This is a genomic window from Microcoleus sp. PH2017_34_RAT_O_A (assembly GCF_020737885.1).
Lineage (GTDB): Bacteria > Cyanobacteriota > Cyanobacteriia > Cyanobacteriales > Microcoleaceae > Microcoleus.
Map to the genome: position 1 here is coordinate 1 of NZ_JAEQDD010000084.1, position 26,359 is coordinate 26,359.

A 26,359-nucleotide genomic window follows, 5' to 3' on the forward strand; every position below is an offset into this window, starting at 1 on the left:
TTTTGGATTTAAAGGCTAATTCGTCAATTTCAACAAAACGATTCTCGGTGGATTTAATGATGTGCCTCTCTGCTAGTTGCATTCAGACTCTCCATTTTTTGACGATCGCAATAATTCTCTTGACGATTTTGACTAGATGATACTACTATTGCTTACTACTGCTTACAAACTTAATAAAGTTTTATAATACCAATTTAATGTGAACTTGCACATATCCCGATCTCCCCTAAGTTCCCCTGAATAAGCAGGCTGATTTTATTGTCATCATAGGTACGTAGTTGCGCTTTAGCGTTCTTTCCTAATATTATAAAGAGCGCTAAAGCGCAACTACGTACCTAATTTGTATTCGGATTCTATGCAGCCTCATAAAAAATTCGTATAACTCTGCTTTTGATTATTCATTAAAATTAACCAATAGGTAACTCAATCACAAACTCCGCTCCCTGTCCAGGTTGGGAATTGCAGTAGAGTTTCCCCCCATGCTTTTCCGTCACAATCTGGTGACTCATTGAGAGTCCTAGCCCGGTGCCTTTCCCGGCATCTTTGGTTGTAAAGAATGACTCAAATAAGCGTAATTTCAACGCTTCATCGATGCCTGAACCATTGTCAGCAATCCTAATTCTGACCCAATTATCTTCGATAATTTCAGTTTGAATTTGAATAGAAGGAATCAGCACGAGTTCAGAATTATCAGAATTTTTACTTCGATCCATTACATCATCTAGGGCATCAATACTATTGCCAATAATGTTCATAAATACTTGATTTAATTGTCCAGCGAAACATTTAATCTTTGGCAACTTGCCGTAATTTTTGGCAACAGTAATTTCCGAATAATTATTATTGGCTTTGAGTCTGTGTTTCAAAATTAATAGCGTGCTGTTGATGCCTTCGTGGATATCGAAAGCAATCTTTTGGGAAGAGTCTGCTCGTGCGAACAACCGCATGGAATAACTGATATCGCGGATACGTTCAGCACTCTGCTGAAGAGATGCCAGCATTAGGGGTATATCTTCTTCTACAAATTCTAGCTCAATGGCTTCAGCGTGTTCGATAATTTCTGACGCAGGTTCGGGGTAATGCTGCTGATAGATGTGCAAATGTTCTAGTAAGTCTTTTAGGTATCTGTCAGTATGGGTTAGGTTGCCGGCTATGGAATTAATTGGATTGTTAATGTCATGGGTTACTCCTGCAATCAACTGTCCCAAAGTCGCCATTTTTTCATGTTGAATTAGGCGTTCTGTGGATGCGGCTTGTTGTTCCTGTAGCAGTTGCTTGACTCGTCGAATCATTTGATTTAGGGCTGTTGCTAATATACCAATTTCATCTTGAGTGGTAACAGCAGCTTGTAAATCAAAATTGCCCGTTTGGGTTGCTTCCTGGGCAATATGGGTGACTTGCTGGAGGGGACGAGCGATCGCCCGACTGGTATAAATCGCGAGGAAAATGGCGATCGCCACTGACAAAATCATGCTCCCAGCAATAACCTGTACTCGTAGCACCTGTACATTTGCAAACTCAGTTTTTGCTTCTTTGTAATCTTTATACGCCCTTACCTTTAATTGCTCTATATCTTGTAAAAATTTCTTCAATTGCAGCGATGTAGGACTGCTACCAAAAGTCAAGAGCTGGCTGCGGAATATCTGAATTTCTGCGGGTGATAATTTAGCGGAATTAATTGCCTTTAATATCGCCTCTGTCTGCTGCAAGTAAGCCTCTGGAATCTCTTCATTGGCTTGCAGAAAACGTCTGACGGTATTTATTTCAGCAGGTGACTCGTCAACCTTATGATTTTTTGTATCCCCTTCCGAAGATTTAAACTCAGACCATTCTTTTTTGAATAGAGCCACATGGTTTAAAAAATAGGAATACTGTTGGTCTAGCAAATCTCGATTTTCCAATAGCATCAGGATCTGCTGTTGGTGGAGGAGAACTTGAACGAGCTGGATCTGCAATTCACTGATGAATTGAGTTTCTTCGATCGCATTTTGTTCGTGTCTAACAGCTTGTTGATGATATTGGTCAGCGATCGAGATTCCTGTAGCGGTTCCCAGAATTGCCACTCCCAGCGCCAGTCCATAGCCCACACTAATCTTTTGTCCTACCTTGAGACAACTGAACCAATGCTTCAGATGACGTAAACGCAACTTTCGCATAAATGAATGCTTTAAGAAATGGCTCTCATATAGATCTAATAAGAGACCAAGTTTAAATCTATTTTTAGGTTCGGGCATAGAACTCATGGTGGACACTGGATATATTATAATCACAATTACTTGTAAAAAACAAAAACCAGGAATGAAAATAAATCAACTAATTCGAGAATTTTCCTCAGGTCTCCTAATAGTAAATAGATCGGGCGCATCTGGCGCAAGGAAGAGGGCGAAGCATGACCGCATATAAGTTATTAGTTATAATCTCCTATTTTCTGCGGTCATGCTTCGCCCCTACAGATATATTTACCTTGCGCCAGATACACCCCTGTGCTTTTTCCTTCTGTGTCTGCTTCAATCCTCAACTTTCAAAGCTCTTCTTGCTAATTTTACATAAGTTTTCACAGTTTCATAAGGCATTTCCAAATCAGCAGCAATATCGAACAAAGATTCCCCCAATTCCCGGCGCGCTAAAATCGTCGCCCAAGTTTCCGCAATCTCACCAGCCCGACTCCCGCCTGTACGCTTTCTGTGCGCCATAAACTTCTCTGTCAATTCATCGATTCGCGCCGCCAATACGCTTTGGATAGAGACTTCGGGTAGGGATTCTGTCAACCATTGCGATCGCGTTTGTCCCAATCCAAAGGTTGTTTTGTGGCCCGTGCCGCAGTAAGGTGCTAATTGCCCCAAGGCATAAAATAATTGTACAAAATCAGGGCGCAATCCGGCCGATCGCCCGATCGCAAATTCCACAGCCCCAGTAAATCCCGTTACCATGCCTTTTTTGCCCGCCGCCACCTTTTGCGACTCCAACTTGTGGCGGCTAATAATTACATTTTCGTCAATCCAATTCAGAAATTCTGCTTGGTCAACATTCATACCCGAAAAGTTATTCCAGCGGCGCAAATAGCTGTGAAAAACATTTTCGGGAACTGGTAGCGGGAAGTGATGCCCTTTGCTGCGAAAGCTTGTAGGAGTTACAAAACTAAGTTTTATGTTTCTAGATAATGGATGTTCTGCTGTTAGCAATTGCTGGTAAGTTGTGGGAGAAAAAGCAATATCCCAAGAGCGAATTACCAGCGGAGCATTTCGCAAATCAATCTCTTGGGGCAAATTTTGCAGCCACTGACTCAGCCATTGTACTACTTGCTGGGACAGTCCTGTGACATACCAGCGGTAAATGCGATCGCCCAAAAGCTGAAATTCCTTACCGGCTGGAAGCAAATCACCCTCCAATCCCGAAATAGTAAAGGCTTTTTCTGACTGCGAGTCGTGCAAAATTTGCGATAATTCCGGGTCAGTTTCCTGAATTTGATGCAAAAACCAAGCGTGCAAACCTATAGCATACTGCGCGTACAGATAGCTAGCTGCGCGGGGGGTCAATTCAAACACTAATCCGACTAACTCGGTGTCAGCGGGCCAAATTAGCTTAGAGGAAGGAACTTTTTTGGTGCGGGTGGGATGCGGGGAAATTGCCATGAGATGCCGGAAACAGGGACAGCGGTCTCATATTTTATCTTTTTTTATCCCCGTTGGGGGATGTTTTTGTCTGGGCGGGCGATCGGTCAAATCTATTAGCAGCTCCAAAAACCGTGTCAACCGCCAGTTTCCCGAAATCGGAGGGATGCAGAAAAATCACCAAAAAACCGACAACCTAAAACTCAATTTTTGTCAAGTTTTTCCTCCTTGTAAGTAAAGAGAAATATCAAGTGTTTAAAATCACATTCTGGGGTACAATTGTCAAAAGCTCGTAGCATCCTCAACTCCGATCCTCAACTATGAACACAACAGAAAAATCCAAACTCTCCAACGAAAAAACTTTGGAGGCGATGAAGAATTTCTCCGAAACCTACGCCAAGCGCACCGGAACTTACTTTTGTTCCGAGCCTTCAGTCACTGCTGTCGTTATAGAAGGACTAGCAAAGCACAAAGATGAACTAGGTGCTCCCCTATGCCCTTGTCGCCATTACGAAGATAAAGAAGCCGAAGTCAAAGCCGCCTACTGGAACTGTCCTTGCATTCCCATGCGCGAGCGGAAAGAATGTCACTGTATGTTATTTCTGACGCCAGATAACGATTTTGCTGGAACTAATCAGGAAATTAGCATGGATCAGATTCAAGCAGTCAGAGAGACCATGTAATCGGTTAAGTAGGCGGTCTTCAGTTGACAGTTGACAGTTGACAGTTGACAGTTGACAGTTGACCGCTTGACAGTTGAGAGCTACCTCTACCTGAAAGAAAGAGGATTGGAGTAATGAATAGTCTTCTTTTAATTTTTCCCGATCGGGCTTGGGGCTTTAAACCAATTCTTTCTGGTAAAATTGGTAATTGTTGTGAAAATAGGTCGTAAATCAGTTGACAATTGACAGTTGACAGTTGACAGCGACCTCAACGATCGCCGCCTACTCTAACACGCATCCCCAATCCAAAATCCCAATCTCCAAGCGAATGACAGAGGAAATGCCGATCGAGTTTTGGCAAGGTATCGAACAGTTTAACAGCCAAGATTTTTACGCTTGTCACGATACCTTAGAGGCTTTGTGGATGGAAGCCGGCGAGCCGGACAAAAGATTTTATCAGGGAATATTGCAAATTTCTGTCGCGCTTTATCACCTAAGCAATCAAAACTGGCGCGGTGCAGTAATCTTGCTGGGAGAAGGCATAAATCGGCTCAATTATTATCAACCGAGTTATGCGGGAATTGCCGTTGAAGATTTGCTCGGACAAAGTGCTAAACTCTTGAGTGCTTTGCAGCAAGCTGGCCCGGAAAAAGTCGCTGAATTTGTACCGTTGTTAACAGGTGCAGAAGTTGCAGGCTTGCGATTGCCGCGAATTATCAAACTAGAACAAACTTCAATATGAGCAGGCTGGTACACCGAACTCGATCGATAAAAGGAGATTGCGATCTGGAGTAAGCAGGGGTTGATATACATGAGCGACCTGCGGTATTTTTATGCCATTTTATGTATTGTACCGCATTTGCTATATAATTAGCAGTTAGCTGGACTAAACCAATGATTAGGAAGACTCATGAGTTTTAGCCGCATTCTTACAAACATTTGCTCCGATCGACTTGCTGAAAGCCGAGATTTTTATGTGACCTTGCTTGGCTTTGATGTGAGCTACGATAGTGATTGGTATGTTCAACTTCGTAGTCCGTCTAATAAAGAACTAGAGTTTGGAATCATTCTTCGTAGTCATAGTTTAGTTCCACAAGAATATCAAACCGCTCCTTCAGGTATGTATGTAACTTTTGTGGTTCCCGAGGTTGATCTAGTCTACGAAAAAGCAGTAGCTATGGGGCTTCGCATAGTTCAAGAACTAAGAAACGAATTTTATGGGCAGCGTCGATTCTTAACTGTTGATCCGAATGGTTGCTTGATAGATATTTGCTCACCATTTAGTGAGTTGGAAAAATGAAGATTACATCTGTATTGAGTTCAAGTAGTTGCAATCAATTTTTTGCTTTGATTTAGGTAATGAGTATGCGCCAGCCAGCTAACAACCCCAATGCACACTGACCGCTGATAGGTTATCAGTTTGAGTTTGAGTGTATCTGCGGCGGGTGATTGGGAACGTTAGGTTGCTTCAGGTTAATGCTGAGACAGTCATAAGTAAGAATAAACATGGATACAGAGGATACAGCAGCCCGATACGATCGTATTGCCCACTGGTGGCAAACTCAGCATCAAGATTCGCTTTATGGTATCCCACAGTTGGAGCGTGCTATTCAATTCACCCATAAAAAGCAGGTAGCTCTTGATATAGGGTGTGGAAGCAGTGGACGCTTTATTAAAGTCCTAAGCGAACATGGATTTCAAGTGGAAGGACTTGATATTTCCTCAGAAATGATTGATTTAGCCAAACAACTGCATCCAAACATCGTCTTCTATCAAGCAGACATCTGCTGTTGGAATCCTCCCAAACCCTACAGCTTGATTGTTGCTTGGGACAGCACATTTCATCTGCCGCTAGATATGCAAGAATCTGTGATGAAAAAGCTATGCAATGCTCTTGAACCTGATGGTGTATTGATGTTCACGTGTGGGGGTGGGCATGAAGCAGGTGAAGTTTCTGGAACATTTCAAGGTCAAGACTTTGAGTACAGCACACTAGGTGTAAATGCTTTCCTAAAGATTCTGAGTGAGTCTCAATTTACATCCCTTCACCTTGAATACGATCAATATCCTGAGAATCATGTTTATATCATTGCTCAAAAGACTTGAGCGACGATTGGAATGGATTTGTACCAGCTTGGGTAGTTAATGTTGCCTATGGAAGTATGATGGCTGCAAAGCGCAGGCTAACAGTGCGTTGGAGCCGGGGCAAGCAATGGGAAATTCACAGCCGCACGCTGGATCGAACGGGACAATGTGGACTAATTGTTTCCAAAGATTCTGACTTTTATCAGCACAGTTGTAAGATTATCTTTTTGCGGACAGCTTATGCAATCTACCTTTGAGACTGCCCGAAACTTCCCGATCGCCCAAACCGTCAAAAAACTTGCTTTCTCCAGTAAATCATCCAAACAGGCGAAGAAAGGGCTATTGTCTTGCTAGGATAATTGGTTGACGCTCTCGGGCAGGTCGATCGACCTTACGGGAATTTTTCACGGCCGTTAAGATAAAATACCTAACCGATCGGGTGTGGTGGATCTAATCTCCATAGAGAAAAATCAGGGGTGAGATAATGCCCTTCAGCAATTTCAAAAATTTTGAGGCTTGCAAGCTATGATGCCCTCCGCTAAACTACTCAATTCCCGCCTATTCAAAGGATTATCGCTGCTGTTGCCGCTGACTCTGGCTGGCGCGATCGCCTCTCCTACCTACCCGCAAGCCGCACCGCCCCGCACTCTTTCCGTGCGATCGGACATCCAAGAAGCCGACTCCAAAACCGGCATCGTGACAGCCCGCGGCAACGTCCAAATCAACTACCCAGCCCGCCAAATACAAGCAACCGCAGCTCAAGCTCAATACTTCAGCCGCGAGCGCCGGATCATTCTCAGCGGTGACGTGTACGTATTGCAGCAGGGAAACAGCCTGCGCGGCGAAACCATCACATACCTGATTGACGAAGGGCGGTTTATTGCGCTCCCAGACAATCCAGGACAAGTAGAATCCGTCTATCTGGTGGCGCCAGAACAAGATGCAGCAGCCCAAAATTCGATCGGGCCCAAACCAGCTCCGGTTAATCCAAATCCCGCTGTTAAACCGCCCGCCCGTTCCCGAACAGCTCCTAAGTAACAGCCCCCGGTAGCAGCAAAATTTCGCATCGGCAAAAACATCAACTGTTGCATATCTACCTAAAACAATAATTTTTATTGCCATTCTTGTGGAACAGGCATCCTGCCTGTTCCGATCTCAAAGCTGAAATGCGCGACAATCGAGAACCCAGAATAGATGCGAATGACAGTTGACAGTTGACAGTTGACCAACTGATGACTGATGACTGATGACTGATGACTGATGACTGATGGGTGCATCTCAGTTTTGCTTTTAATAGTGCGAGCGTCCCCGCTCGCGTATTGTACAATACGCGAGCGGGGACGCTCGCACTCAAAGAAAAATGCTTTTTGCAAAAATGAGATGCTCCCTGACTGATGACTGATGACTAATGACTAATGACTTCTTCTTAAAAGTTGCCTCGACGAGCATGAAAATTGTACTCGAAAATATTCACAAATCCTACGGAAAACGCAATGTAGTCAGTCGCGTCAACCTTTCAGTAGCCCAAGGAGAAATCGTCGGACTCCTCGGCCCCAACGGTGCAGGCAAAACCACAACATTTTACATAGCTACCGGATTAGAAAAACCCAATCAAGGAACTGTTTGGCTCAACGATTTAGACATCACTAAATTGCCGATGCACAAACGAGCGGAGTTGGGAATAGGCTATCTCGCTCAAGAAGCCAGCATTTTTCGCAACATGAGCGTCCGCGACAACATTTTGTTAGTTTTAGAACAAACTCAAGTGCCACGCTGGGAATGGAAGCAGCGAGTCGATTTCCTGTTGCAAGAATTTCGCTTAGAAAAAATAGCATCCAGTTTGGGAATTCAAATCTCCGGGGGAGAAAGACGGCGGACTGAGCTAGCAAGAGCCTTAGCTGCTGGGCGAGACGGGCCGATGTTTCTATTTTTAGACGAACCGTTTGCAGGCGTCGATCCGATCGCAGTTGACGAAATTCAGACGATAATTGCCAAACTGCGCGATCGTAAAATCGGCATCCTGATCACCGATCACAACGTCCGAGAAACCCTCGAAATTACCGATCGAGCCTACATCATGCGAGACGGCCAAATTTTAGCCTCCGGGGCTGAAGAAGAACTCTACAGCAACCCTTTAGTGCGGCAGTATTACCTAGGCGACAACTTCGTGCGATAGTCTTTTAAAAGCACAAGACAGAAACAGGACTTACGCATTCAAAGTCCAAGAAACCGGGTTTTTTAGTTAATCTTTGGAATATAACGAAGGATTTTCGTAAAAAAACCCGGTTTCTGACCACCCCTGCGTAACTCCCAAGAAATTTAGAATTGAGAATTTAAATTTTAACTTAAGGAGCGATCGGCAAAAACGCCAAAGTATGAAAATAGCAACGTCCAAATCCTTCAATCCCCTCAACTGGCTGCCGAGAATTTCAGTAATGGACTGGTACATTACCAAAGAACTAATCGGCCCATTTCTGTTTGGCGTCGGACTATTTACATCAGTCGCCGTCACCGTGGGAGCGTTATTTGAATTAGTCCGCAGAGTAGCAGAATCAGGCCTCCCCTACGGCGCCGCCCTGGAAATTTTTCTGCTGCAAATTCCGTACTTTGTAGTATTAGCTTTCCCCATGTCAATGCTGCTAGCAACCTTAATGAGCTACAGCCGACTCTCCAGCGACAGCGAACTCATCGCCCTCCGCAGTTGCGGAGTTAGCGTTTACCGATTGATAATGCCCGCAGTCATTATGAGTTTAATCGTTGCCGGCTTCACCTTTGCTTTGCAAGAATTAGTTGTACCCGCCGCCAGTTACAGAGCCACTTTAACTTTAGACAGAGCCCTGAAGCGAGAAAAACCGACGTTTCAAGATCGAAATATTATCTACACAGAATTTCGCAAACCCGAAAAAGGTGGCGAAGAAATCCTGTCCCGCTTTTTTTATGCAGAACAGTTTGACGGCCAGCAAATGAAAGGTTTAACAATTATCGATCGCTCCGCCCCAGGCCTCAATCAAATTGTTTCTTCAGAATCAGCGACTTGGAATCCCTCAGAAAACACCTGGGATTTTTTCAACGGCACCGCTTATATAGTAGCTCCAGACGGCTCTTACCGTAATATAGTTAGGTTTCAACACCAGCAATTGCAACTCCCCCGCACGCCCTTAGATTTAGCTGCGAGAGTGCGAGATTTCAAGGAAATGAATATTGCTCAAGCTTTAGAGCGTTTGGAAATCATTAAAAACAGCGGCGATGCACCGCAAATTCGCAAACTCCGGGTGCGAATTCAAGAAAAATATGCTTTTCCCTTCGTGTGCTTGGTATTTGGTTTAGTGGGAGCCGCTTTGGGAACTCAACCGCGGCGATCGGGCAAAGGCACGAGTTTTGGTATTAGCGTAGTGGTGATTTTTACTTACTATGTATTTTCTTTCGTCACCAGTTCGATGGGCGTGAAAGCTGTTTTAACACCGATTCTATCGGCTTGGTTGCCGATCGCCTTTGGCTTAGGAATCGGCGGATTGTTGTTGGGAAGAGCCGCCTCTAGGTAAGTTTTACCAATCAAATTGGGAATTGAGAATTGGAAAAATTAACAGTCGTAGGGTGCGTCGCTCAAGAAAAATCTCTAACTCAATATCGACAATCTCATGGCGACGCACCTTATACCATTTCTCCAAATTTTTACTACAAAAAAGTGTTAGGTTTGTTTCTTCCATCCGTGTTTTTCAGGTGCGGATCTGTAAAAATGTCTGTCAAATTCCGGCATTGTCAAGGGCGACACACCCTACAATTCAACCGGGTTTTTCAGGTGCGGATCTGTAAAAATGTCTGTCAAATTCCGGCATTGTCAAGGGCGACACACCCTACAATTCAACCGGGTTTTTCAGGTGCGGATATGTGAAATTTTCTGTCAACTTCAGGGATTCTCAAGGGCGACACACCCTACAATTCAACTTCTTCCTTCGGGAGCATCTCATTTTTGCAAAAAACATTTTTTTACAGTGCGAGCTCGTATAGCTCGCGAGCGGGGACAGCACTACAGATGCAAAACTGAGATGCTCCCCTTCCTTCTTCCTTCTTCCTTCTTCCTTCTTCCTTCTTCCTTCTTCCTTCTTCCTTCTTCCTTCTTCCTTCTTCCTTCTTCCTTCTTCCTTCTTCCTTCTCCTTCTTCCTTCTTCCTTCTTCCTTCATTTAAGGATTAGCAAAAGTATTAATTTCGCCGCCACCAATATAGCGTCCCGGAGTCAAAGAGCGAGGTGTAGAAAAAGGTTGCGGTTGAATTGGCTGCCCGCCCTGATTGGTGTTTTGAGGAACTGCTCCAAAGTTAGGCTGGCTTGGCAAATTAATCTGACTTGGTTGAGGTTGTTGAAATTGAGAATTCGCTGAATTGGGAGAGAATTGAGGATTAATGATCTTGTTTACTCCCGTGCTAGGGGATTGCCCGAAATTCGGAATTAGCGGTATTGGTGAAGGTGTGGCGACAGGAAGCGCCACAGGTTGAACTTCCGGTATCAAGCCCGAGTCGGATAAATTAGTTTGATAGGGATTTTTGGGCAAAGCCACCGTTGGAACCTGTGGAGTAATTGTGGGGATGACTGATGCTTTGGAATTTAACCCGGTAAATGATTCAGGAAGTGTAGCTGCCGGGTTTAAAAATTGTTGAGAGTCGCTAATAATTGTATTAGTAGAAGCCGGAAGTGGGGAGATTGTCGCAGGAACATTCCCAGGATTTGCTTTTCCTTGAGCTGTAGCGACCGTTGGCAACAAATTTGCCGGATTTGTCCCAGATCCAAGGGAAGCCGGTCGATCGAGCAATTTAGGGGTGTTTGCACTTTTCAGAGCCGCCACCGTTGCTGAAGTATTAGCAGCGATGTATTTTTTCATGGCTGCTTGCAGCGGACTCAAAGGCAGAGGATTGTCGTTTTGTTTGCTGGAATTACCGCTACCTGATGCTTCCGGTGCACCCGCAGACTCAGGCTCGATCGCTCTTATGCCGGAAATGGTCGTCCCACTGCCAGATAAACTCAAATCAGATGTCGGGTTTGAACTTGGTAAGCTGGAATTTTGCGGGTTATTGTTGACTGTCCCAATCGCAGGATTTTGTAAATTTGACAGCGACACAAATGTGTTGATTGCCGCCGACTTTGGCTCTGAAGATGGCTTAGGCTTTTCTAAGCCGCGAGTGCGAATTTCGTCGAATAAACCTTTGCCTTTGACTGCTGATGAATTGAACAAGTTCAGTTCAGAATTGGAGCGATTGAACTGATTGACTAGCACCGGCAAGCTGTCGATTTCAGCAGCAATGGCACTATCTTCAGCAGACAGTCCGGGAATCGCATCTGGATTGTTTGAGTTTGCTGCTTCTTCTTCGCCATCTATGCTCAACCTTTCTGGATGTACGGAGACTTCCCAGATAAATAACCCCCCCGCACACAGCACGGCTAGCGGAGCCCAAACCGACGGTTGCGTCCAGTGGCGGAAACGCGCTATTAGATAGCGGACAGATGTAGGGAATTTCTTGAAATTTGACATAGTTTTGCTTCCATCCGAGCCTCGGGACCTAAAACTATTTTCCATAGTCTACCACATCAATCTTGATGATTTTTGCTGTCCCCAGGTAAGTGCGATCGCGATTTTGATTGCAAGTTGCGAAAAACATAATAGCAGAAGCAAGAACTATGAAGGAAGTTCCATTATATATATCTTGTGAAAAGTGCAATTAAGAACGTCCCTAACTCTCGGAAACGGTTGCTACAGATGTATCCAACAGGTGAAGCTCGATTGAGTACCGACCGAAATAAGTTTTGCCCAGCAAAATAAAGCAGACATAAGAATGTTGACACTCCCCGCCGTAAACGGCTAGGATTCTTCATTCACAGGGAGATGCCTTGTAAAAGCAGTGCCTTTACTCGGTCTTACTCTCCCTCCTGAAGCAGTAACGGTATGCCCTACCGCCAAAATTCGTAAACCTTCATCCCGAATATTCTTAGCAGCATTAATATCTCTATCATGGTTTTCTCCACATTTAGGACATTGCCAACTACGAATATCCAAACTCAAGCTATCCACGCGATTTAAACAGTTATTACAAGTCTTAGAACTGGGATAGAACCTATCTACTTCGATGTAGATTTTTCCTTCCCATTCCGACTTGTATTTCAGCATGGTACAAAAATCTCCCCAACCAGCATCACTAATTGATTTAGCTAGTTTGTGGTTTTTCACCATGTTTCTAACTGCTAGATTCTCTACAACTATGACTTGATTTTCGTCAACTAATTTACGACTTAGTTTGTGTATAAAATCTTCGCGACATCGGACAATCTTAGTGTGAACCTTGGCAACTTTAATCCTAGCTTTATGACGGTTATTAGAACCTTTAAGCTTACGGCTTAGTTGCTTTTGTCTCTTAGCTAACTTCTTTTCATATTTTCGATAATATTTAGGATTCCCATGCTTGGTTCCATCGGATGTAATAGCGTAATGGGTTAAACCAACGTCTATCCCAATCGCCTTTCCTTCTGATGATTTTTCAGGTAAATCTTTACCATCATCATAGAGGCAGGCTGCAAAATATTCCCCCGATGGATTAACTGAAACCGTGACAGATTTTAGAGTCCCTTCTGGTTGCCTTGAAACTTTACAATGAACATCACCAATTTTAGGCAATCTCAATATATCGTCTTTTAATTTACATCCTTGAGGAAATCTAATAGATTGTCTATTCCGCTTTTTCTTAAAGTTAGGATATTTAGCCCTACCTTCAAAAAAGTTAAGGAAAGCACTAGAAAGATTTAAGGCTGCTTGCTGCAGGGCTTGTGATGGTGCTTCTGTCAGCCATTCGTACTCTTTCTTAAGAGAAGGTAGAAGATTGATTATTTCATTTCTACTTAATCCTTTCCCTGTTTGCTTATAGGTTTCAGACGTTAGATTGAGCGTGTAGTTGTAAAACCATCTTGCACAGCCAAACGACTTCGCAAGCAAAATGGATTGCTCACTGGTAGGATATATTCTGTACTTGAAGGCTTTTAGCATTTTGCTTACCAAACTACTAATACTATGGTAACATAGAAAAAAATTAAATACAAAGCTGTCTTAAAAGACGGGGTTTAAAACCCATTCTTCTGATAAAATCTGACTTGACGCTGTGTAGAGCCTTCCAAGCGTATCAGCCGATCGACCTCAAAGCAAAATGTCAAGGCCGAATTTGGGTAATTGCCCAGCTCCAGACGAAGAGAAAAGTTGAGAGGAAATTAATGAAAAAAGTAGTAGAAGTATTAGCAAATCGGGAAGAACTCATAGAGCGATCGCTCGCGGTTGTCCTGTCCAAAATCCCAGCAGCGATCGCAGAACGTGGAGTTTGCACGATCGCCTTGGCGGGTGGCAGCACACCAGAACCGCTCTACAGAGCGATCGCCACCCAAGACCTGCCTTGGGACAAAATTCACGTTTTCTGGGGTGACGAACGCTACGTTGCGCCAGATCACCCGGACAGCAATCAAAAAATGGCGCGCCTCGCTTGGCTCGATCGAGTAAACATCCCCGCCAGCAACATCCACCCCATGCCCACAGGCGCGGCTGACCCCGCAGCCGACGCCTCGACGCACCAAACCGAATTGCAGCAATTCTTCAAAATATCCGACGGCGAGTTTCCCGCTTTCGACATCATCCTATTGGGCATAGGAGACGACGCCCACACAGCCTCTCTATTCCCCGGCACACCAGCCTTACAAGTCCGTGACTCCCTAATAACCGTCGGCAACAAAGACGGTCAACCCCGCATCACCTTTACATTCCCCTTAATCAACCGCGCCCGGTGCGTCATCTTCATGGTGGCAGGAGCCAGCAAACAACCCGCCCTCAGTCAAATTTTTGCCCCCGCAGCCGACTCCATGACCTATCCAGCCAGACTCATTCAACCAGAAGGCGAACTTTGGTGGCTGCTCGATGCTGCGGCAGGCGTTGCAGTAAAATAGCTGAGAGAGCCTCCAGAGTCAGCACTGTCAGCAGTATTACTAACTCAATCTTTTCCTTCGTTCCGAATGTCACGGCGCGAACTCAGTTGCTAGTATTAGCGAAGCAATATAAGAATTGTGGCGGTTAAAGTTAAAATTTGACCATATACACAACTATTTTTACGAGGCTGATTGGAAAATCTGGCCGATAGCAAGGAGAAATCGATGATTGTCTGTCCCAATTGCAATCACCAGAACCCCGACGGGGCCAGCCAGTGCGAGTCTTGTTACACGCCTTTACCCGTTACCGCCAGTTGCTCAAACTGCGGTGCAGCGGTTCAGACAGATGCAGCATTTTGCGGTCAGTGTGGCTTTAATTTGCGTCCTGGTTCCTACGTTCCAGAAGTTGAGGCGACAGTACCGTCCGTCTCGCCTGTGGGCCCCACAGTGGTATCGCCACTGGTGCCGGACTTAGGATCAACCGAACCGCCGACGATCGCAATGGAACCTCTAGTTACCCCACATCAGGGGCCGAACTTGGAAAAAACTCCCGCCAGCATTCCGACGATTCCAGATCCCTCGCCGTCGCTCTCGGTTCCTGTTACAACAGAATCGGTGACAACAGCACCAAATACCTCTCCCCCGGTTCCCGACCCACAGCCAGCGGGTGTGGCTAAAACTCAACTGCAACAGCAGTCGGCGCGACTGATACACGTTCAGACAAATACGCCGATGGAATTGCCTCACAATCTCGCTGTGATTCACATTGGCAAGCCAAATGACTTGGTGCCGCCAGATATTGATGTTTCGGGATTTGCTAATTCTGAGATAGTTTCTCGGGTACACGCAAATCTCCGGGTGGAGGGAGATGCTTGCTACCTAGAAGATGTAGGCAGTTCTAACGGCACTTACGTCAACAATACTCCCCTGCCCAAGGGAAACCGACATCGGTTGCGACCGGGAGACCGCATCTCTCTGGGAAAAGGAGACCTGGTTACGTTTCTATTTCAAATCTCTTAGATCGAGTTTGGATTGGGCGATCGAAAGTCTAAAATCTAAAATCGCATCTTGAGGCGCTCTACCAAAACTCAATGCTGCCAATGTGATTAAGCTGACCTTGCTACATCCACTCCAGTCTATTCCCGTCCGCAGTTGGATCTTTGAAGACGAAGAGGTCGTCCGGATCGGGCGATCGACGGAAAACCACGTCGTTCTTTTTAGCGCTGTGGTTTCTCGTCGCCACATCGAATTGCGACGCAGCGGCATTAATTGGGAACTGATCAATTTAGGTACCAACGGTACTTACCTCGATGGTAAGCCGATCGCTAAGGTTCCCGTTGTGGACGGTCTGATCGTTCACTTGGCTCGCTCGGGCCCGAAAATTCAAATCAACGTCGGTGGGAATCAGTCCTCAGCCCAGTTAGCACAAACTAGCGTCAAGTCAAGGGATGCTAAGGCAATTCACGCTCCCTCCGGGGGCGCACTGCTTAGCACGATTCCTATTCCCAGCCAAAAAGAAATTGGCACTTCCAGGGAAGAAGACGAGTTAACTGAGGCAGAAAATACTCCCCATTATTCGGAAGAAAAAGAAGAAGAAGAAGAAGAATATTAAATCGACATCTTTGGACGATCGACATTTTTCTTGCAGGCGGCACTCAGGAGTTTATTTATGAGTACATCACAACAGATTGTTAAGCGCAGCGAACTGATCAACCGCCGCACGATCGACCGCCGCACGGCGGAAGAGGTCGGCAGGGTAGATCGGCTTTGGCTCGATCCTCACTCCCAGCGGGCGATCGGCTTTACTTGCAAGTCGGGACTTTTGGGCAACAAAAAACGCTGGTTCGCTTGGGCGCAAGTTGATACGGTGGGCGAAAATGTTTTGGTGACGATTAACCCGGAACTTCCGGAATTGCATCAGCCGGAACAAGCTGTTTGTCCGATCGGCCTTGAGGTACTTACGGACGCAGGAAATAAGGCAGGTACGGTGGTTGACTACCTATTTGATGTCCGGACTGGTTCTGTTAGGGATTACCTGTTTAAATCTAGCGGCTGGCGCGGCGTTTTAGACGGGATTTACTTGTTGCCGGTGCAGGCGATTTCGACGATCGGCAGCAAGCGGGCGATCGTCTCTGAGGCTGCTGTATCCGAACCCGTGCAGTACGCGGAGGGACTGCACCATAAAGTCGGCATGGTAGCCGAGTTTTTACAGGAAGATCTTGACAGAACTCTTAAAAATGTGGCTGGCGTGAAGCGGAACGCTCAAAATCTGGCGGAAAAACTTCAAGATAAAGCTATAGAAGTCAGGGATGTAGCTCAAGAAAAAGTCGCAGAGTTGAAGCGCCAAAGGGATGAATCTGTACCGCCCGATCCGGTGGAACCGCCAGAGTCGGATTTGCCCTGAAGTGCGGCTTTCCCGATCGAGAAAGTAGCTGCTTGCCGATCGCATTTTTGGGGTGGCCGGCACCCGAAAGCTCGATCGGTACAGAGTACGCGAAATAGAGGCTTTCTGGGCGAGGAATTCTAGTGCTCAAAGCATTGTATTTTAAAGGTATCGCATCAATACGAAAAATGTTAGCAACCCTAAAAGACCTATGCTGTTTGAGAGAACCAACTCCTATTTTATCTAGAACCCGCAGCCTTAATAATTGGTTAACTTCTGTAGGGGCAAACAGCAATTCGCCGATCGTCGCAGACTGTCGCCCGATCGACAACTCGAATCAGCGGTGCAACCAGCACTCGTCTGAGTTGAATTCTCCGATCGATCTGTGGGAAAATGGTCACTCCACCGATCGATCGGCCCAGATGGGCGATCGGCCGGGTAGCTCCATCCGAGATTCAATCGATCGAGAACTTCGCACTGCTGTCAATCGCGGCCAAGTTCACCAGATTAATATCGTGTTTGGTGGCGATCGAGGACAGGCAAAGTTCGCACTTGGAGTCCAAGCCAACAATCAAAAGTTTGTTCAAATGCCTCAAGCAGTCAAAACTTCAACTTTTACGGCAAAGCGAGGGAGTAGCGGCGCACTGACAACGCCTTTAAGCATCAAATCTTTTGCGGTTTTATCGCAAAAATTGGTTCTTGAAGCATCCCCGTTTCAGTCATGCGGGGGAGTGTCAAAACATCAGTGATTACCTTAACTCTGCTACATCCTATTCAGTCTGTCCCAGTTCAAAGTTGGTGTTTTGAATCCGAATCTGTGGTTCGGATCGGTCGATCGAACGACAATGATGTAATTATTTACAGCGCTGTAGTTTCCCGCCACCACGTAGAGCTGTGGAATCATTCTTATGGCTGGGAAATTATTAATTTTGGCGCTAACGGCACTTATGTAGATGATAAACCGATCGCTCAGGTGTCAGTAGCGGACGGGATGACAATTCGCTTGGGCAATTCCGGACCAAAAATCCGAATCCGGGTGGGGGCGACGAATGTGCAACCGAGCCCAAAAACTCGGCCACCACAGCGCGAACTCACCGACAAAAAGGCCGAAGTTTCACAAGACAAATCAACAGCTTGGTCTGGGCCTAGGAGAATCATGGAAGACGATGATGGAGCGCTGACTCACATCGATTTTGAATGACCCGCTGCTATCTATGGGAGCTAGCAAATTTCAACAAAATTCAGGCTGCATTGCATTCGATCGTCTAGTCAGTTAATATAGCTGAATTTTCAAGTTACCCATTTTCATACCCTGATTAAGCAACGTCATTCTCTAATACCCGCTCAACCTTCAACCGATAAGATTTGAGGGATATCGCTCGATATTACTTCTGTTTCGCTGCTTGCCCAGCGGCGGTAATCTAAGAGCAATTGATACATCAATCGCTGTTTGACGCTTAGCAGTACACTCTTGAGCAAGCCGTTGCCCGTTGCTTCTAAAATTGGTTTGGGCGTCAGCCAAAACGGTGGCGGTAACTCGACTTGCACCTCTAAATCCGCTTTTCCCTTCAAGTACGCTACCCCACTATTTTGATGTACGTAAAGCTTTCCTTTAAGATTGAGAGCAAAGCGATCGTTTATATAATCCACACCAAGAATCGAGCAGGCGACTGACTCCAAATTGATTGCGCCCTCCGACTGCGCCCATACCCTCATGTCTACTGTGGGTTGAATGCTGAGCATCATAAATTGTAACGGTCGCATTTTCAGGCGGAAACAGTCATCGCTTAGTTGCTCTGTGCGAGTACGATCGACTAAAGCGTTTACCAATCGCCTCGGCTGGCGCAGATAATGTTGAATGGGAACCCGTTCATCTGGTACGGCGATCTCAACGGATTGGGAAGCATTAAAACGGGTATACATGAGAATATGTCAATATGTGGGATTCGTAAGGATATCTTAATAAACTATAACTTTTTTAAGGTGATTTGAGTCGCGCACTAACTCGCCCACTCGCCCCATCTCATCCGAGAAATAACGGATAAAAGCTTTTGGGACTCAGGCTAATTTTTTCATCATACTTGCTGGCTGATGAGAGTAAAGCAAACATTTGTAACGCAAAATTGCCGATTATTATGAAAATTTCCTTAGCAAAGCCCTCGAAGAGGATCGCACATCTCGGCCCTGTAGGTACCAATGCAGAAACAGCGGCTCAGGCTTATGTCAATTGGTTGAGCCGGGAAACTAACTCCGAATGCACCCTGTATCCTTATTCCACCATTTCTCAGGCACTAGAGGCATCTGCCTCCGGGCTGGTTGATTACTCAATTGTGCCGGTAGAAAATTCCATAGAAGGTAGCGTCACTGTCACCCTAGATACCCTGTGGCGGCTGGATGCACTGCGAATTAAACACGCCCTGGTTTTGCCGATTTCCCACGCACTGCTGTCAAATGCTCAAAATTTTAACCAGATTCAAAAAGTTTACTCTCACCCGCAAGCCCTAGCTCAGTGTCAATTGTGGTTGGCCGAGTTTATCCCACAGGCTCAGTTGATTCCGGCTAATTCAACGACGGAAGCGTTGCACTATCTAGAAGATAGCAGTATAGCGGCAATCTCTTCGCCAAGAGCCGCCGAACTCTACAAATTGCCCGTGCTAGCGAGCCCGATTAATGATTATCCCGACAATTACACTCGATTTTGGGTACTTGGCTCCGATGCAGGAAAATTAGGAAACTTCGCAGAATCCCACGAGTCATCAATGACATCCGGCACCACACTAGCGGCTAACTCGCACCTAGATTCAACTTCGGCGAATTGTACTCACACGTCACTAGCTTTTAGCGTACCTGCTAATATGCCCGGAACATTGGTAAAACCTTTGCAAGTATTTGCCAGTCGCGGTATTAACCTAAGTCGCATTGAATCTCGGCCGACTAAGCGATCGCTCGGAGAATATATCTTCTTTATGGACGTGGAAGCCGATGCTTGTTCTACATTAGTGCGATCGGCACTAGAAGAGTTAAAAAAACACACGGAAACTTTAAAAATCTTTGGTTGCTACACTGTACTGTCAGTAGTATGATTGTATTAATACTTAGGGGGCTAGCGAGATGAATGCTGATGAACTTCTCAAGCGATATGCAGCCGGAGAAAGAGATTTTCACGAATCCAACTTAATAGGTGCTTCCCTGTCACAAGCTTCCCTACTTCATATTTGCCTCGCCTGTGCCAATTTAAAGGACATAATTCTAGCTGAAGCAGACCTAAGTGGGGCTAACTTAATTGGTGCAAACCTCGAAAATGCTTGTCTGATCATGGCGGATCTGAATGGGGCAGATCTCAGGGGATCGAAGCTAACTCGTGCCAGATTAACAGGGGCTGAGCTGATTAATGCAAACCTGGAAAACGCCAACTTGGGAGACACGAAAATGATTGGTGTCAACTTAACCGGGGCAAACTTGTATAAAGCGAACTTGATGGAAGCCAACCTGATAGATGCTTGCTTAGATGAAGCCAATCTCGAAGGAGCAAATCTCAGTGAGGTAAAACTGCGGGGAGCAAGTCTCAGAAGAGCCAACTTGAGAGGAGCATTTTTGTCTGAAAGTAACCTTCAGGATGCGGATTTGAGAGAAGCTGATTTGCGCGGTGCTAATTTGAGCGGGGCATTTTTGTGCGGCGCTAACCGCGAAGGCGCTAAGTTAGATGAGGCTACAAATTTAAGCAGGGCAATTCAGTTTTGCATCAGACAAGTCTGAAATCAGGCAATATATCCGCACATAATCCGACAGCTAAGGACTAAAAAATATAGTATTCATTTGGCTAAAAGTGCAGTTAATTTGCTCCTGTACCTTAGAAAAATGAACCTGCATCTTTAGTATTTCTTTCTTAGAATTAGCTTCGGCAATCTTACTTTCCAAAGCTAGCAAGTTGCGATTGAGAGTTTCTACTCGTACAGTTTGGTCGTCTAAATCTATCTTCACTTTTGCTACCTTATCCAACTCTATTTGCTTGCGAACCCAGGCTTGTCGAACGGAGTTCTCATCGCCTTTCTGAAGAGCTAGCAAAGCTCGCTGCTGCCACTGATTGGCTTGGGATTCAGATTGATTGTACTGCCACTGAATCCGCAGTTGGGCTGAAATCGCGCTGCCAACAGCCTGACGAAGTTCTTTGAGAGGTTCCTGAATTTCTAAGATTAATAAATCCCAAAAATTCATCAGTTCGCTGGTAAAGCCTTCGCGTTCTACAGAGGCTACTAATGCTTCTAAGAGCAACAAATTGGGTTCCATCTGCTGCACAGTTGTCTCAAATATTAACTGTGCTTCTGATAACTGCCGATCGCCTTTTTCTGAGACTGTACTGGCTGAGTTCTTTAAGATTTTTTGAGTCCTGTCTGTCGCTGTTTCTGAATCTAAACTTGCAGGTACGAAGGCTTGTAATTTTTCGCGGGCGATCGCGCTCAGCGTTTCTCGCAGCAAATCGCAAGCCGCCCGCTGCACAGGCCCTGTTTCGCTTTGACAAATCTTAATGACTATTTTTAAGCCTGCATCGCCGTAATTGAAGGCTTCCTTTAGGGCTGCAATCCGATGTTCGCTGACTGAACTAGACAGTCGGTGTCTGACTCCTGCTAGTCCGCCGAGTACCACACCGCCCACCGGAGGCGGCAGTTGACCGCCTCTAACTGCATCGTAGGGTTTCGGTTCGAGATTTTCTAACACAAGCATTTATAGCAGTTGACAGTTGACAGTTGACAGTTGACAGTTATAGCACTATCCACTGCTAACAGTTCCCAGCCATTCCCTTTGCTTTTCGGAACAAAAAGTTTAAAATCGGTGTTTTTCCGATGGAACAATGTTTGGGACGGTTGCCTCGGAGTTGTTATCCGAGGCAGAACTGAGGATGCTTCAGTTCTGTGAAAATTGACTACTTGAGCGTATCTTTGAGTACAGTCCTTGCTGCCAAGTGATTGCGAGTGGAAGTTAAAATTTCGGTTTCGCGTTCCAATCTCGCAGCAGTATCTTGCAATTCTAAAAGAGTTTGCTGTTCTGTAGCTGCACCGTAAAGGTAGCTGGCTACCCAGTAGGATAGTTCTGTGGGCAAACTGGGAATGTCTTCGGGTAGGTCGATCGGCTGATCCATCAATTTGCTAGAGAGGCGAACTACATCGCGAAGCAGTTGTTCGACTTCTTTGCCCAAAGATCGGAGGTCTTTTTGTGGCGGTTCGTCTTCAATCCATTCTACTAAACCGACTAAATAGGGTTTTTCCCGAACAGCGTCGAGGACTCGGAACCGTTGCTGTCCGAGAGTCATGATTTTCATGCGATCGTCCGGGAGGCGCTGACAGTGAATGACTTCGGCGCAACAGCCAACGGCAGAGACTTTGTTTTGGTTCGGGTCCCACATGAGCACACCGAAACGGCGATCGCCCTCCAGAATCGTGTTCATCATAATTCGATAGCGAAACTCGAAAATTTGCAGTGGCAGCGGTCTACCTGGAAATAGAACCACTTCCGGCAAAGGAAATAAGGGGAGTTCGCGAACTGCTACAGAGGAGGAGGATGCCATTGTCGCTCAAAGGTGACGGTACTTGCGCTTCTTTTTCTTACTTTAACTGATTTGAGTAATTCCGGGCGGGGGTGAGGGGCGATCGGCGGAAAATGCGGTTAAGGGCGATCGGCCCTTTAGGCTGATGCGTAGGGTCAGAAACCGGGTTTTTCCGCAAAATCCTGGTTTTTTACCCACAGATTAGATAAAAAACCCGGTTTATTTCGGCTGATGCGTCAGCCTTGCATAACTTATTTACCGCGCCCAAGGTACTTGAATTTCAATACCTACTTTTTCACCGAGGTCGATCGTACTATTAGCCAAATCAACAGCACCAGAGATCCCAACTCCGATCGCAGCCGCCCCCGCTACAATACCTTTTAAACATTTCTTTAATCTCGGTCTATCCCATTGATCTTTCGGTTTATTAATTTCAGTTTCGACATCTTGAATATCGATAATTATATCCTCTCGAATATCTTCAGGAAACTGCATTGCGGTTTCTCGCATGGATGAAATTAGTTTGAGAAGTTCTACTGTATTGGCGTTATCGATATGAATACCACCAGAGGCTGTTTGTTGGGCGCTGTCTTTGACTTCGTTAGCGATAGCTACGCTGCCGATTTGTGCGCCAGGAAAGTTGTTATTTTGAGGATAATTTTGAGTCATTTTTTTATTGTCGATGTTGATGTTTAATTGAATGCTAGAAGTATCTCCAGAGTCAAGTTGATTGATTCCAGAAATTCGCTCTTTCTCTTCCCATTGTTGCAAATTATCCGGGAAATCTTCCATCAAGCGCCGCACCTGAACCATTTGATAAGATTTTTCGCATTCGACTTCGTAGCGGTGGTTTGCCAAACGGCGGCGCAGCTTTTCAAAATCGTAGAGGTGAGGGTCTTGGCTGCCTTTGCATTCAGAACAGTTGCAGGGGATGAATTCTTGGTATTTTAGGCGATCGTCATAAGTAGCATGAATTTTCCAGAGTTCGTGGCGGATGCGGTCTAAAAGAGATTTTTTGTGGTTGCCAGAAACTCGAATGCGGATTTCTCGTTGGTGGTAATTCTCGATAACTTCGGCTTTGGCGTAATTGTCGGCGAGGATGACTCCATCGCGCCAGACAATATCCCCCCTACCCTTTGGTAAATCGGATTGAGGGCGGTAGATTAACAAGTGCATTTCTACGATGAAGCGGGTAATGATGCCTTTGGGCATGAAGTCGTATTCGTAACGCAAAATCAAGTTATCGCTGTCGTCCCATTCGTAATCTGGTGTTTCGAGGGGGAGAAGTTGCGGGGCGATGTATTGTCGGGGTTTGCTGGGGATTTCGTAACACAGTTTGAAGTGTTTCATCAAGTGCAGCAGTTCGTCGTGCAAGTCTCGGTATTGTGTGTCGCCCCAGATTTGCTTGAGATTTTCTCGGGTGAAATACCCGCAGTTGGCGATGATTTCTGCGTTATCTGTGACTTCTCCATTGTCGGTGACTTTTTTGTTGCCGATGAGTTTGTAAACAGCGTTGGTTGCCAATTCGGGACGCAAGATGACTATGTTTTTGAGGATGGGATCTTTTTGGAAATGCAGGATGATGCCCAAGTCGTGGAGGTATTTACTGAGACTCAACATCGCTGTTTTATCGGACTTTTTGAAGCCTTGGCTGACGCAAATGTTGAAAAATTCACCGACTTCGATATGGGTTTGGCGTTGGGAATAGTTTTCCAAAACATAGCGGACGTTTGCCCAGCGTTTGGGGATGGGCGTGCTGATGTGTTCGAGGGTGGCGATGCGGTTTTGCAGGGCGCGTTGGAGGTCTGCGAGTCCGCGATTGGTGGCGAGATTGGTAGGGAAATCTTTTTCTAGGTTGCGAAAGTCACGCCGTTGTTGGGAGAGGCTGATTTCGCAGCGGATGTCTTGTTTTTCGTTTTGGACGAGGAAGACGGGACTGCCCTTGCTGAGGAGTTCGATGATACTCAGCCAGTAGCAGAGGTTGGGGTTTTGGCGGCGGTTATCGACGAGGAGGACATATAGAGAACGTTCGGTGAGGAAAAATTGGTGGGTGGCGTGGTAGATTTCCTGTCCGCCAAAGTCCCAGAGGTGAACGCGGAAAGGTTTGCCGTTGGGTTGTGGGAATTCCCAGCGCATCACATCGATGCCTTCGGTGGAGGGTTCTCGTTCTTTGAGTTCGTAGTTGGGGTTGAGGAGTTTGTTGGCTAGGGTGGTTTTGCCCGCTTCGCCTTCGCCGACAATCAAAAGTTTGGCTTCGTTGAGTTCTTCGGTAGCATTGGGGTCACGAGTTTGGAAGTAGAAATCGAGAATGTTACGCACATCCCTAGGATTTCCAGATAATTTATTTTTCCCTAGGATTTCCGGCGGAATTGGTATCGGATTACCCCGCAAATCCAATTTTTGCAGCTTGTCCATTTTGCGCAGAGATTCGGGAATTTCTGCTATCTGATTGTTAGTGAGGTCAAGCTCTGTCAAATTCGACAGTTGCCCCAGAGCTTCGGGAATTTTTACTATCCTATTGTTACTGAGGTAAAGGTGTGTCAAATTCGACAGTTGCCCCAGAGCTTCGGGAATTTCTGCTATCTGATTGCTACTGAGGTAAAGCTCTGTCAAATGCGACATTTTCTCCAGAACATCTGGAATTTCTGCTATCTGATTTTCCCAGAGGTAAAGCTGTGTCAAATTCGACAGTTGACCCAGAGCTTCGGGAATTTCTGCTATCCGATTGCTCCAGAGGTAAAGCTGTGTCAAATTCGACAGTTGACCCAGAGCTTCGGGAATTTCTGCTATCCTATTGTTACTGAGGTAAAGCTGTGTCAAATTCGACAGTTGCCCCAGAGCTTCAGGAATTTCTGCTATCCGGTTTTCACCGAGGCTAAGCTGTGTCAAATTCGACAGTTGCCCCAGAACAGCGGGAATTTCTGCTATTTGATTGCTATTGAGATCGAGTTGTGTCAAATGCGACATTTCTCCAAAAAATTCTGGAATTTCTTCTATCCAGTTGCCACTGAGATAAAGCTGTGTCAAATTCGACAATTTTCCGAAGAATTCTGGAATTTCTTCTATTTGATTTTCACTGAGATCTAGATGTGTCAAATTCGACATTTTCCCCAAAATCTCTGGAATTTCTTCTATCTGATTGCCATTGAGATCGAGTTCTGTCAAATTTGACAGTTGCCCCAGAACATCTGGAATTTCTGCTATCTCATTGCCACTGAGGCTAAGCCGTGTCAAATTCGACATTTTTCCCAAAATTTCTGGAATTTCTGCTATATCATTGAAACGGAGGTCAAGCTGTGTTAAATTTGACAGTTGCCCCAGAACTTCTGGAATTTTTGCTATCTGTGAATCCCAAATCTGCAAACATCGCAATTTAGAGAATTTACCAATTAATTCGGGAATCTCTGGCAGCGCCGTTTCGGACAAAGAGAAAGTCCTAATGTTCTCCAATTTGCCGAGACTTTCAGGTAGGGATTCTATAGGATTTGCCCACAGGTAAAAACCTTTCAGATGTTGAAGTATTTCGATTTCATCTGGCAAAAAATTAAGTTTATTTCCACCAATTTTCAGGGTTTCGAGTAGCTTAAGATTTTTAATCTGTGGGGGTACGATCGCAATTCCATTTTCCCGACAATCCAGATAAACAAGCTGATGTAGCTGAAAAATACAATCGGGCAGTTGGGTAAACCGATTTTTAGGCAAATGCAACGCCTTGAGATTCACCAGTTGACTCATTTCATCAGGCAAACTGGATAAGGCATTAAAACCAAGTTGTAAGATTTTGAGATTGGTAAGCTTACCAATTTCAGGAGGCAATGCCGTTAATTTGTTGCCCAAGCCTTCATATTCATCAATCCACTTCCCCAAAATCAAACGCTGAAGCTGCGTGCACTTGCCAATCTCCGGCGGCAATTCCTCCAACCCCAACCCCGACAAATCCAATACTTTGGAGCCCTCTGAGGCGGCTTTATCGATTAACTGCAACAACTCCTCTCTCGTCATACCCTCGATCTCTCCGTAGTCTTCATTTATTGTGACAGTATTTTTTGTTTGGTGGGGACTTATAGCAGTTGACAGTTGACCGTTGACAGTTACTTTGGCCACCCGTGAGGAATCTAAGAAACCGGGTT

The 26,359-nt window shown here is 45.6% G+C and carries 24 protein-coding genes; 15 read left to right on the plus strand and 9 right to left on the minus strand.

What is annotated here, in order from left to right; genetic code table 11:
* Positions 1–407: 407 nt before the first annotated feature.
* Both JGK11_RS24350 and cas6 read right to left on the minus strand, forming a co-directional pair.
* Complete coding sequence (locus JGK11_RS24350) at positions 408–2,156, minus strand: HAMP domain-containing sensor histidine kinase (protein ID WP_293213198.1); 1,749 nt, start codon at positions 2,154–2,156, stop codon at positions 408–410.
* A gap of 351 nt (positions 2,157–2,507) precedes the next feature.
* A complete protein-coding gene (gene cas6, locus JGK11_RS24355) occupies positions 2,508–3,632 on the minus strand; it encodes a CRISPR-associated endoribonuclease Cas6 (RefSeq protein ID WP_293213200.1) in 1,125 nt (374 codons plus the stop codon).
* A gap of 299 nt (positions 3,633–3,931) precedes the next feature.
* Between cas6 and JGK11_RS24360 the strand changes: the two genes are divergently transcribed.
* From JGK11_RS24360 to JGK11_RS24390, 7 genes are all read left to right on the plus strand, one after another.
* Complete coding sequence (locus tag JGK11_RS24360) at positions 3,932–4,294, plus strand: ferredoxin-thioredoxin reductase catalytic domain-containing protein (protein ID WP_293157224.1); 363 nt, start codon at positions 3,932–3,934, stop codon at positions 4,292–4,294.
* Positions 4,295–4,601: 307 nt separating this feature from the next.
* Entirely contained in the window at positions 4,602–5,015 is a 414-nt protein-coding gene (locus JGK11_RS24365) for a DUF309 domain-containing protein (RefSeq protein WP_293186444.1), read from the plus strand.
* Between the two features lie 168 nt (positions 5,016–5,183).
* A complete protein-coding gene (locus tag JGK11_RS24370; RefSeq protein ID WP_293186411.1) occupies positions 5,184–5,573 on the plus strand; it encodes a VOC family protein in 390 nt (129 codons plus the stop codon).
* Between the two features lie 206 nt (positions 5,574–5,779).
* Positions 5,780–6,379, plus strand: a complete 600-nt coding sequence (locus JGK11_RS24375) for a class I SAM-dependent methyltransferase (RefSeq protein ID WP_293186412.1) — start codon at positions 5,780–5,782, stop codon at positions 6,377–6,379.
* Positions 6,380–6,883: 504 nt separating this feature from the next.
* Positions 6,884–7,396 carry an LptA/OstA family protein gene (locus JGK11_RS24380; RefSeq protein ID WP_293186414.1) on the plus strand — a complete coding sequence of 171 codons (513 nt, stop codon included), beginning with the start codon at positions 6,884–6,886 and terminating at the stop codon, positions 7,394–7,396.
* A 409-nt stretch (positions 7,397–7,805) separates the two neighbouring features.
* Entirely contained in the window at positions 7,806–8,534 is a 729-nt protein-coding gene (gene lptB / locus JGK11_RS24385; protein ID WP_293186416.1) for an LPS export ABC transporter ATP-binding protein, read from the plus strand.
* A gap of 199 nt (positions 8,535–8,733) precedes the next feature.
* On the plus strand, positions 8,734–9,900 hold the full coding sequence (locus JGK11_RS24390) for an LptF/LptG family permease (protein ID WP_293186417.1): 1,167 nt from the start codon (positions 8,734–8,736) through the stop codon (positions 9,898–9,900).
* 445 nt (positions 9,901–10,345) lie between these two features.
* Here the strand turns inward: JGK11_RS24390 and JGK11_RS24395 are convergent, their stop codons facing one another.
* The 3 genes from JGK11_RS24395 to tnpB all read right to left on the minus strand — a co-directional run bounded on the left by JGK11_RS24395 (position 10,346) and on the right by tnpB (position 13,384).
* On the minus strand, positions 10,346–10,540 hold the full coding sequence (locus JGK11_RS24395; protein ID WP_293213202.1) for a hypothetical protein: 195 nt from the start codon (positions 10,538–10,540) through the stop codon (positions 10,346–10,348).
* Positions 10,541–11,881: a hypothetical protein gene (locus JGK11_RS24400; RefSeq protein ID WP_293213204.1), complete on the minus strand. Its 1,341-nt coding sequence runs from the start codon at positions 11,879–11,881 to the stop codon at positions 10,541–10,543.
* A gap of 327 nt (positions 11,882–12,208) precedes the next feature.
* Entirely contained in the window at positions 12,209–13,384 is a 1,176-nt protein-coding gene (gene tnpB / locus JGK11_RS24405) for an IS200/IS605 family element RNA-guided endonuclease TnpB (RefSeq protein WP_293191365.1), read from the minus strand.
* A gap of 221 nt (positions 13,385–13,605) precedes the next feature.
* Here tnpB and pgl point away from each other — a divergent pair, with 221 nt between their 5' ends.
* From pgl to JGK11_RS24435, 6 genes are all read left to right on the plus strand, one after another.
* Complete coding sequence (gene pgl / locus JGK11_RS24410) at positions 13,606–14,325, plus strand: 6-phosphogluconolactonase (RefSeq protein WP_293186421.1); 720 nt, start codon at positions 13,606–13,608, stop codon at positions 14,323–14,325.
* A 204-nt stretch (positions 14,326–14,529) separates the two neighbouring features.
* Positions 14,530–15,324, plus strand: coding sequence for an FHA domain-containing protein (locus JGK11_RS24415; protein WP_293186423.1), 795 nt, complete (start codon positions 14,530–14,532; stop codon positions 15,322–15,324).
* A gap of 82 nt (positions 15,325–15,406) precedes the next feature.
* Positions 15,407–15,916 carry an FHA domain-containing protein gene (locus JGK11_RS24420; RefSeq protein ID WP_293186425.1) on the plus strand — a complete coding sequence of 170 codons (510 nt, stop codon included), beginning with the start codon at positions 15,407–15,409 and terminating at the stop codon, positions 15,914–15,916.
* Positions 15,917–15,973: 57 nt separating this feature from the next.
* Positions 15,974–16,708 (plus strand): PRC-barrel domain-containing protein, encoded by a 735-nt coding sequence (locus tag JGK11_RS24425; protein ID WP_293186427.1) that lies wholly within the window; start codon positions 15,974–15,976, stop codon positions 16,706–16,708.
* A gap of 167 nt (positions 16,709–16,875) precedes the next feature.
* Positions 16,876–17,436: a hypothetical protein gene (locus tag JGK11_RS24430; RefSeq protein ID WP_293191367.1), complete on the plus strand. Its 561-nt coding sequence runs from the start codon at positions 16,876–16,878 to the stop codon at positions 17,434–17,436.
* The gene (locus JGK11_RS24435; RefSeq protein ID WP_293186431.1) at positions 17,433–17,888 is read left to right on the plus strand and encodes an FHA domain-containing protein; all 456 of its coding nucleotides are present in this window, start codon (positions 17,433–17,435) and stop codon (positions 17,886–17,888) included. The genes JGK11_RS24430 and JGK11_RS24435 overlap by 4 nt, the downstream gene beginning before the upstream one ends.
* Before the next feature lie 143 nt (positions 17,889–18,031).
* On the opposite strand, the gene JGK11_RS24440 is transcribed toward JGK11_RS24435, so the two are convergent.
* Positions 18,032–18,610: a DUF1997 domain-containing protein gene (locus tag JGK11_RS24440; RefSeq protein ID WP_293191369.1), complete on the minus strand. Its 579-nt coding sequence runs from the start codon at positions 18,608–18,610 to the stop codon at positions 18,032–18,034.
* Between the two features lie 212 nt (positions 18,611–18,822).
* Between JGK11_RS24440 and pheA the strand changes: the two genes are divergently transcribed.
* On the plus strand, positions 18,823–19,770 hold the full coding sequence (pheA, locus tag JGK11_RS24445; protein ID WP_293208501.1) for a prephenate dehydratase: 948 nt from the start codon (positions 18,823–18,825) through the stop codon (positions 19,768–19,770).
* A 28-nt stretch (positions 19,771–19,798) separates the two neighbouring features.
* Complete coding sequence (locus tag JGK11_RS24450) at positions 19,799–20,443, plus strand: pentapeptide repeat-containing protein (RefSeq protein WP_293186437.1); 645 nt, start codon at positions 19,799–19,801, stop codon at positions 20,441–20,443.
* A gap of 33 nt (positions 20,444–20,476) precedes the next feature.
* Here the strand turns inward: JGK11_RS24450 and JGK11_RS24455 are convergent, their stop codons facing one another.
* The 3 genes from JGK11_RS24455 to JGK11_RS24465 form a co-directional block, all read right to left on the minus strand.
* A complete protein-coding gene (locus JGK11_RS24455) occupies positions 20,477–21,409 on the minus strand; it encodes a PspA/IM30 family protein (RefSeq protein WP_293213207.1) in 933 nt (310 codons plus the stop codon).
* Positions 21,410–21,608: 199 nt separating this feature from the next.
* Positions 21,609–22,250, minus strand: coding sequence for an LON peptidase substrate-binding domain-containing protein (locus JGK11_RS24460; protein ID WP_293213209.1), 642 nt, complete (start codon positions 22,248–22,250; stop codon positions 21,609–21,611).
* Positions 22,251–22,484: 234 nt separating this feature from the next.
* Positions 22,485–26,333, minus strand: coding sequence for a leucine-rich repeat domain-containing protein (locus JGK11_RS24465; RefSeq protein WP_293186442.1), 3,849 nt, complete (start codon positions 26,331–26,333; stop codon positions 22,485–22,487).
* Between the last annotated feature and the right edge of the window lie 26 nt (positions 26,334–26,359).

Coding starts and splice junctions, on each gene's coding strand:
- JGK11_RS24425 (WP_293186427.1), top strand. CDS start 15,974: ATGAGTACATCACAACAGATTGTTAAGCGCAGCGAACTGATCAACCGC.
- cas6 (WP_293213200.1), bottom strand. CDS start 3,632: ATGGCAATTTCCCCGCATCCCACCCGCACCAAAAAAGTTCCTTCCTCT.
- lptB (WP_293186416.1), top strand. CDS start 7,806: ATGAAAATTGTACTCGAAAATATTCACAAATCCTACGGAAAACGCAAT.
- JGK11_RS24390 (WP_293186417.1), top strand. CDS start 8,734: ATGAAAATAGCAACGTCCAAATCCTTCAATCCCCTCAACTGGCTGCCG.
- JGK11_RS24350 (WP_293213198.1), bottom strand. CDS start 2,156: ATGCGAAAGTTGCGTTTACGTCATCTGAAGCATTGGTTCAGTTGTCTC.
- JGK11_RS24360 (WP_293157224.1), top strand. CDS start 3,932: ATGAACACAACAGAAAAATCCAAACTCTCCAACGAAAAAACTTTGGAG.
- pheA (WP_293208501.1), top strand. CDS start 18,823: ATGAAAATTTCCTTAGCAAAGCCCTCGAAGAGGATCGCACATCTCGGC.
- JGK11_RS24450 (WP_293186437.1), top strand. CDS start 19,799: ATGAATGCTGATGAACTTCTCAAGCGATATGCAGCCGGAGAAAGAGAT.
- JGK11_RS24440 (WP_293191369.1), bottom strand. CDS start 18,610: ATGTATACCCGTTTTAATGCTTCCCAATCCGTTGAGATCGCCGTACCA.
- JGK11_RS24370 (WP_293186411.1), top strand. CDS start 5,184: ATGAGTTTTAGCCGCATTCTTACAAACATTTGCTCCGATCGACTTGCT.
- tnpB (WP_293191365.1), bottom strand. CDS start 13,384: ATGCTAAAAGCCTTCAAGTACAGAATATATCCTACCAGTGAGCAATCC.
- JGK11_RS24365 (WP_293186444.1), top strand. CDS start 4,602: ATGACAGAGGAAATGCCGATCGAGTTTTGGCAAGGTATCGAACAGTTT.
- pgl (WP_293186421.1), top strand. CDS start 13,606: ATGAAAAAAGTAGTAGAAGTATTAGCAAATCGGGAAGAACTCATAGAG.
- JGK11_RS24375 (WP_293186412.1), top strand. CDS start 5,780: ATGGATACAGAGGATACAGCAGCCCGATACGATCGTATTGCCCACTGG.
- JGK11_RS24460 (WP_293213209.1), bottom strand. CDS start 22,250: ATGGCATCCTCCTCCTCTGTAGCAGTTCGCGAACTCCCCTTATTTCCT.
- JGK11_RS24380 (WP_293186414.1), top strand. CDS start 6,884: ATGATGCCCTCCGCTAAACTACTCAATTCCCGCCTATTCAAAGGATTA.
- JGK11_RS24415 (WP_293186423.1), top strand. CDS start 14,530: ATGATTGTCTGTCCCAATTGCAATCACCAGAACCCCGACGGGGCCAGC.
- JGK11_RS24430 (WP_293191367.1), top strand. CDS start 16,876: ATGTTAGCAACCCTAAAAGACCTATGCTGTTTGAGAGAACCAACTCCT.
- JGK11_RS24395 (WP_293213202.1), bottom strand. CDS start 10,540: ATGAAGGAAGAAGGAAGAAGGAAGAAGGAGAAGGAAGAAGGAAGAAGG.
- JGK11_RS24400 (WP_293213204.1), bottom strand. CDS start 11,881: ATGTCAAATTTCAAGAAATTCCCTACATCTGTCCGCTATCTAATAGCG.
- JGK11_RS24455 (WP_293213207.1), bottom strand. CDS start 21,409: ATGCTTGTGTTAGAAAATCTCGAACCGAAACCCTACGATGCAGTTAGA.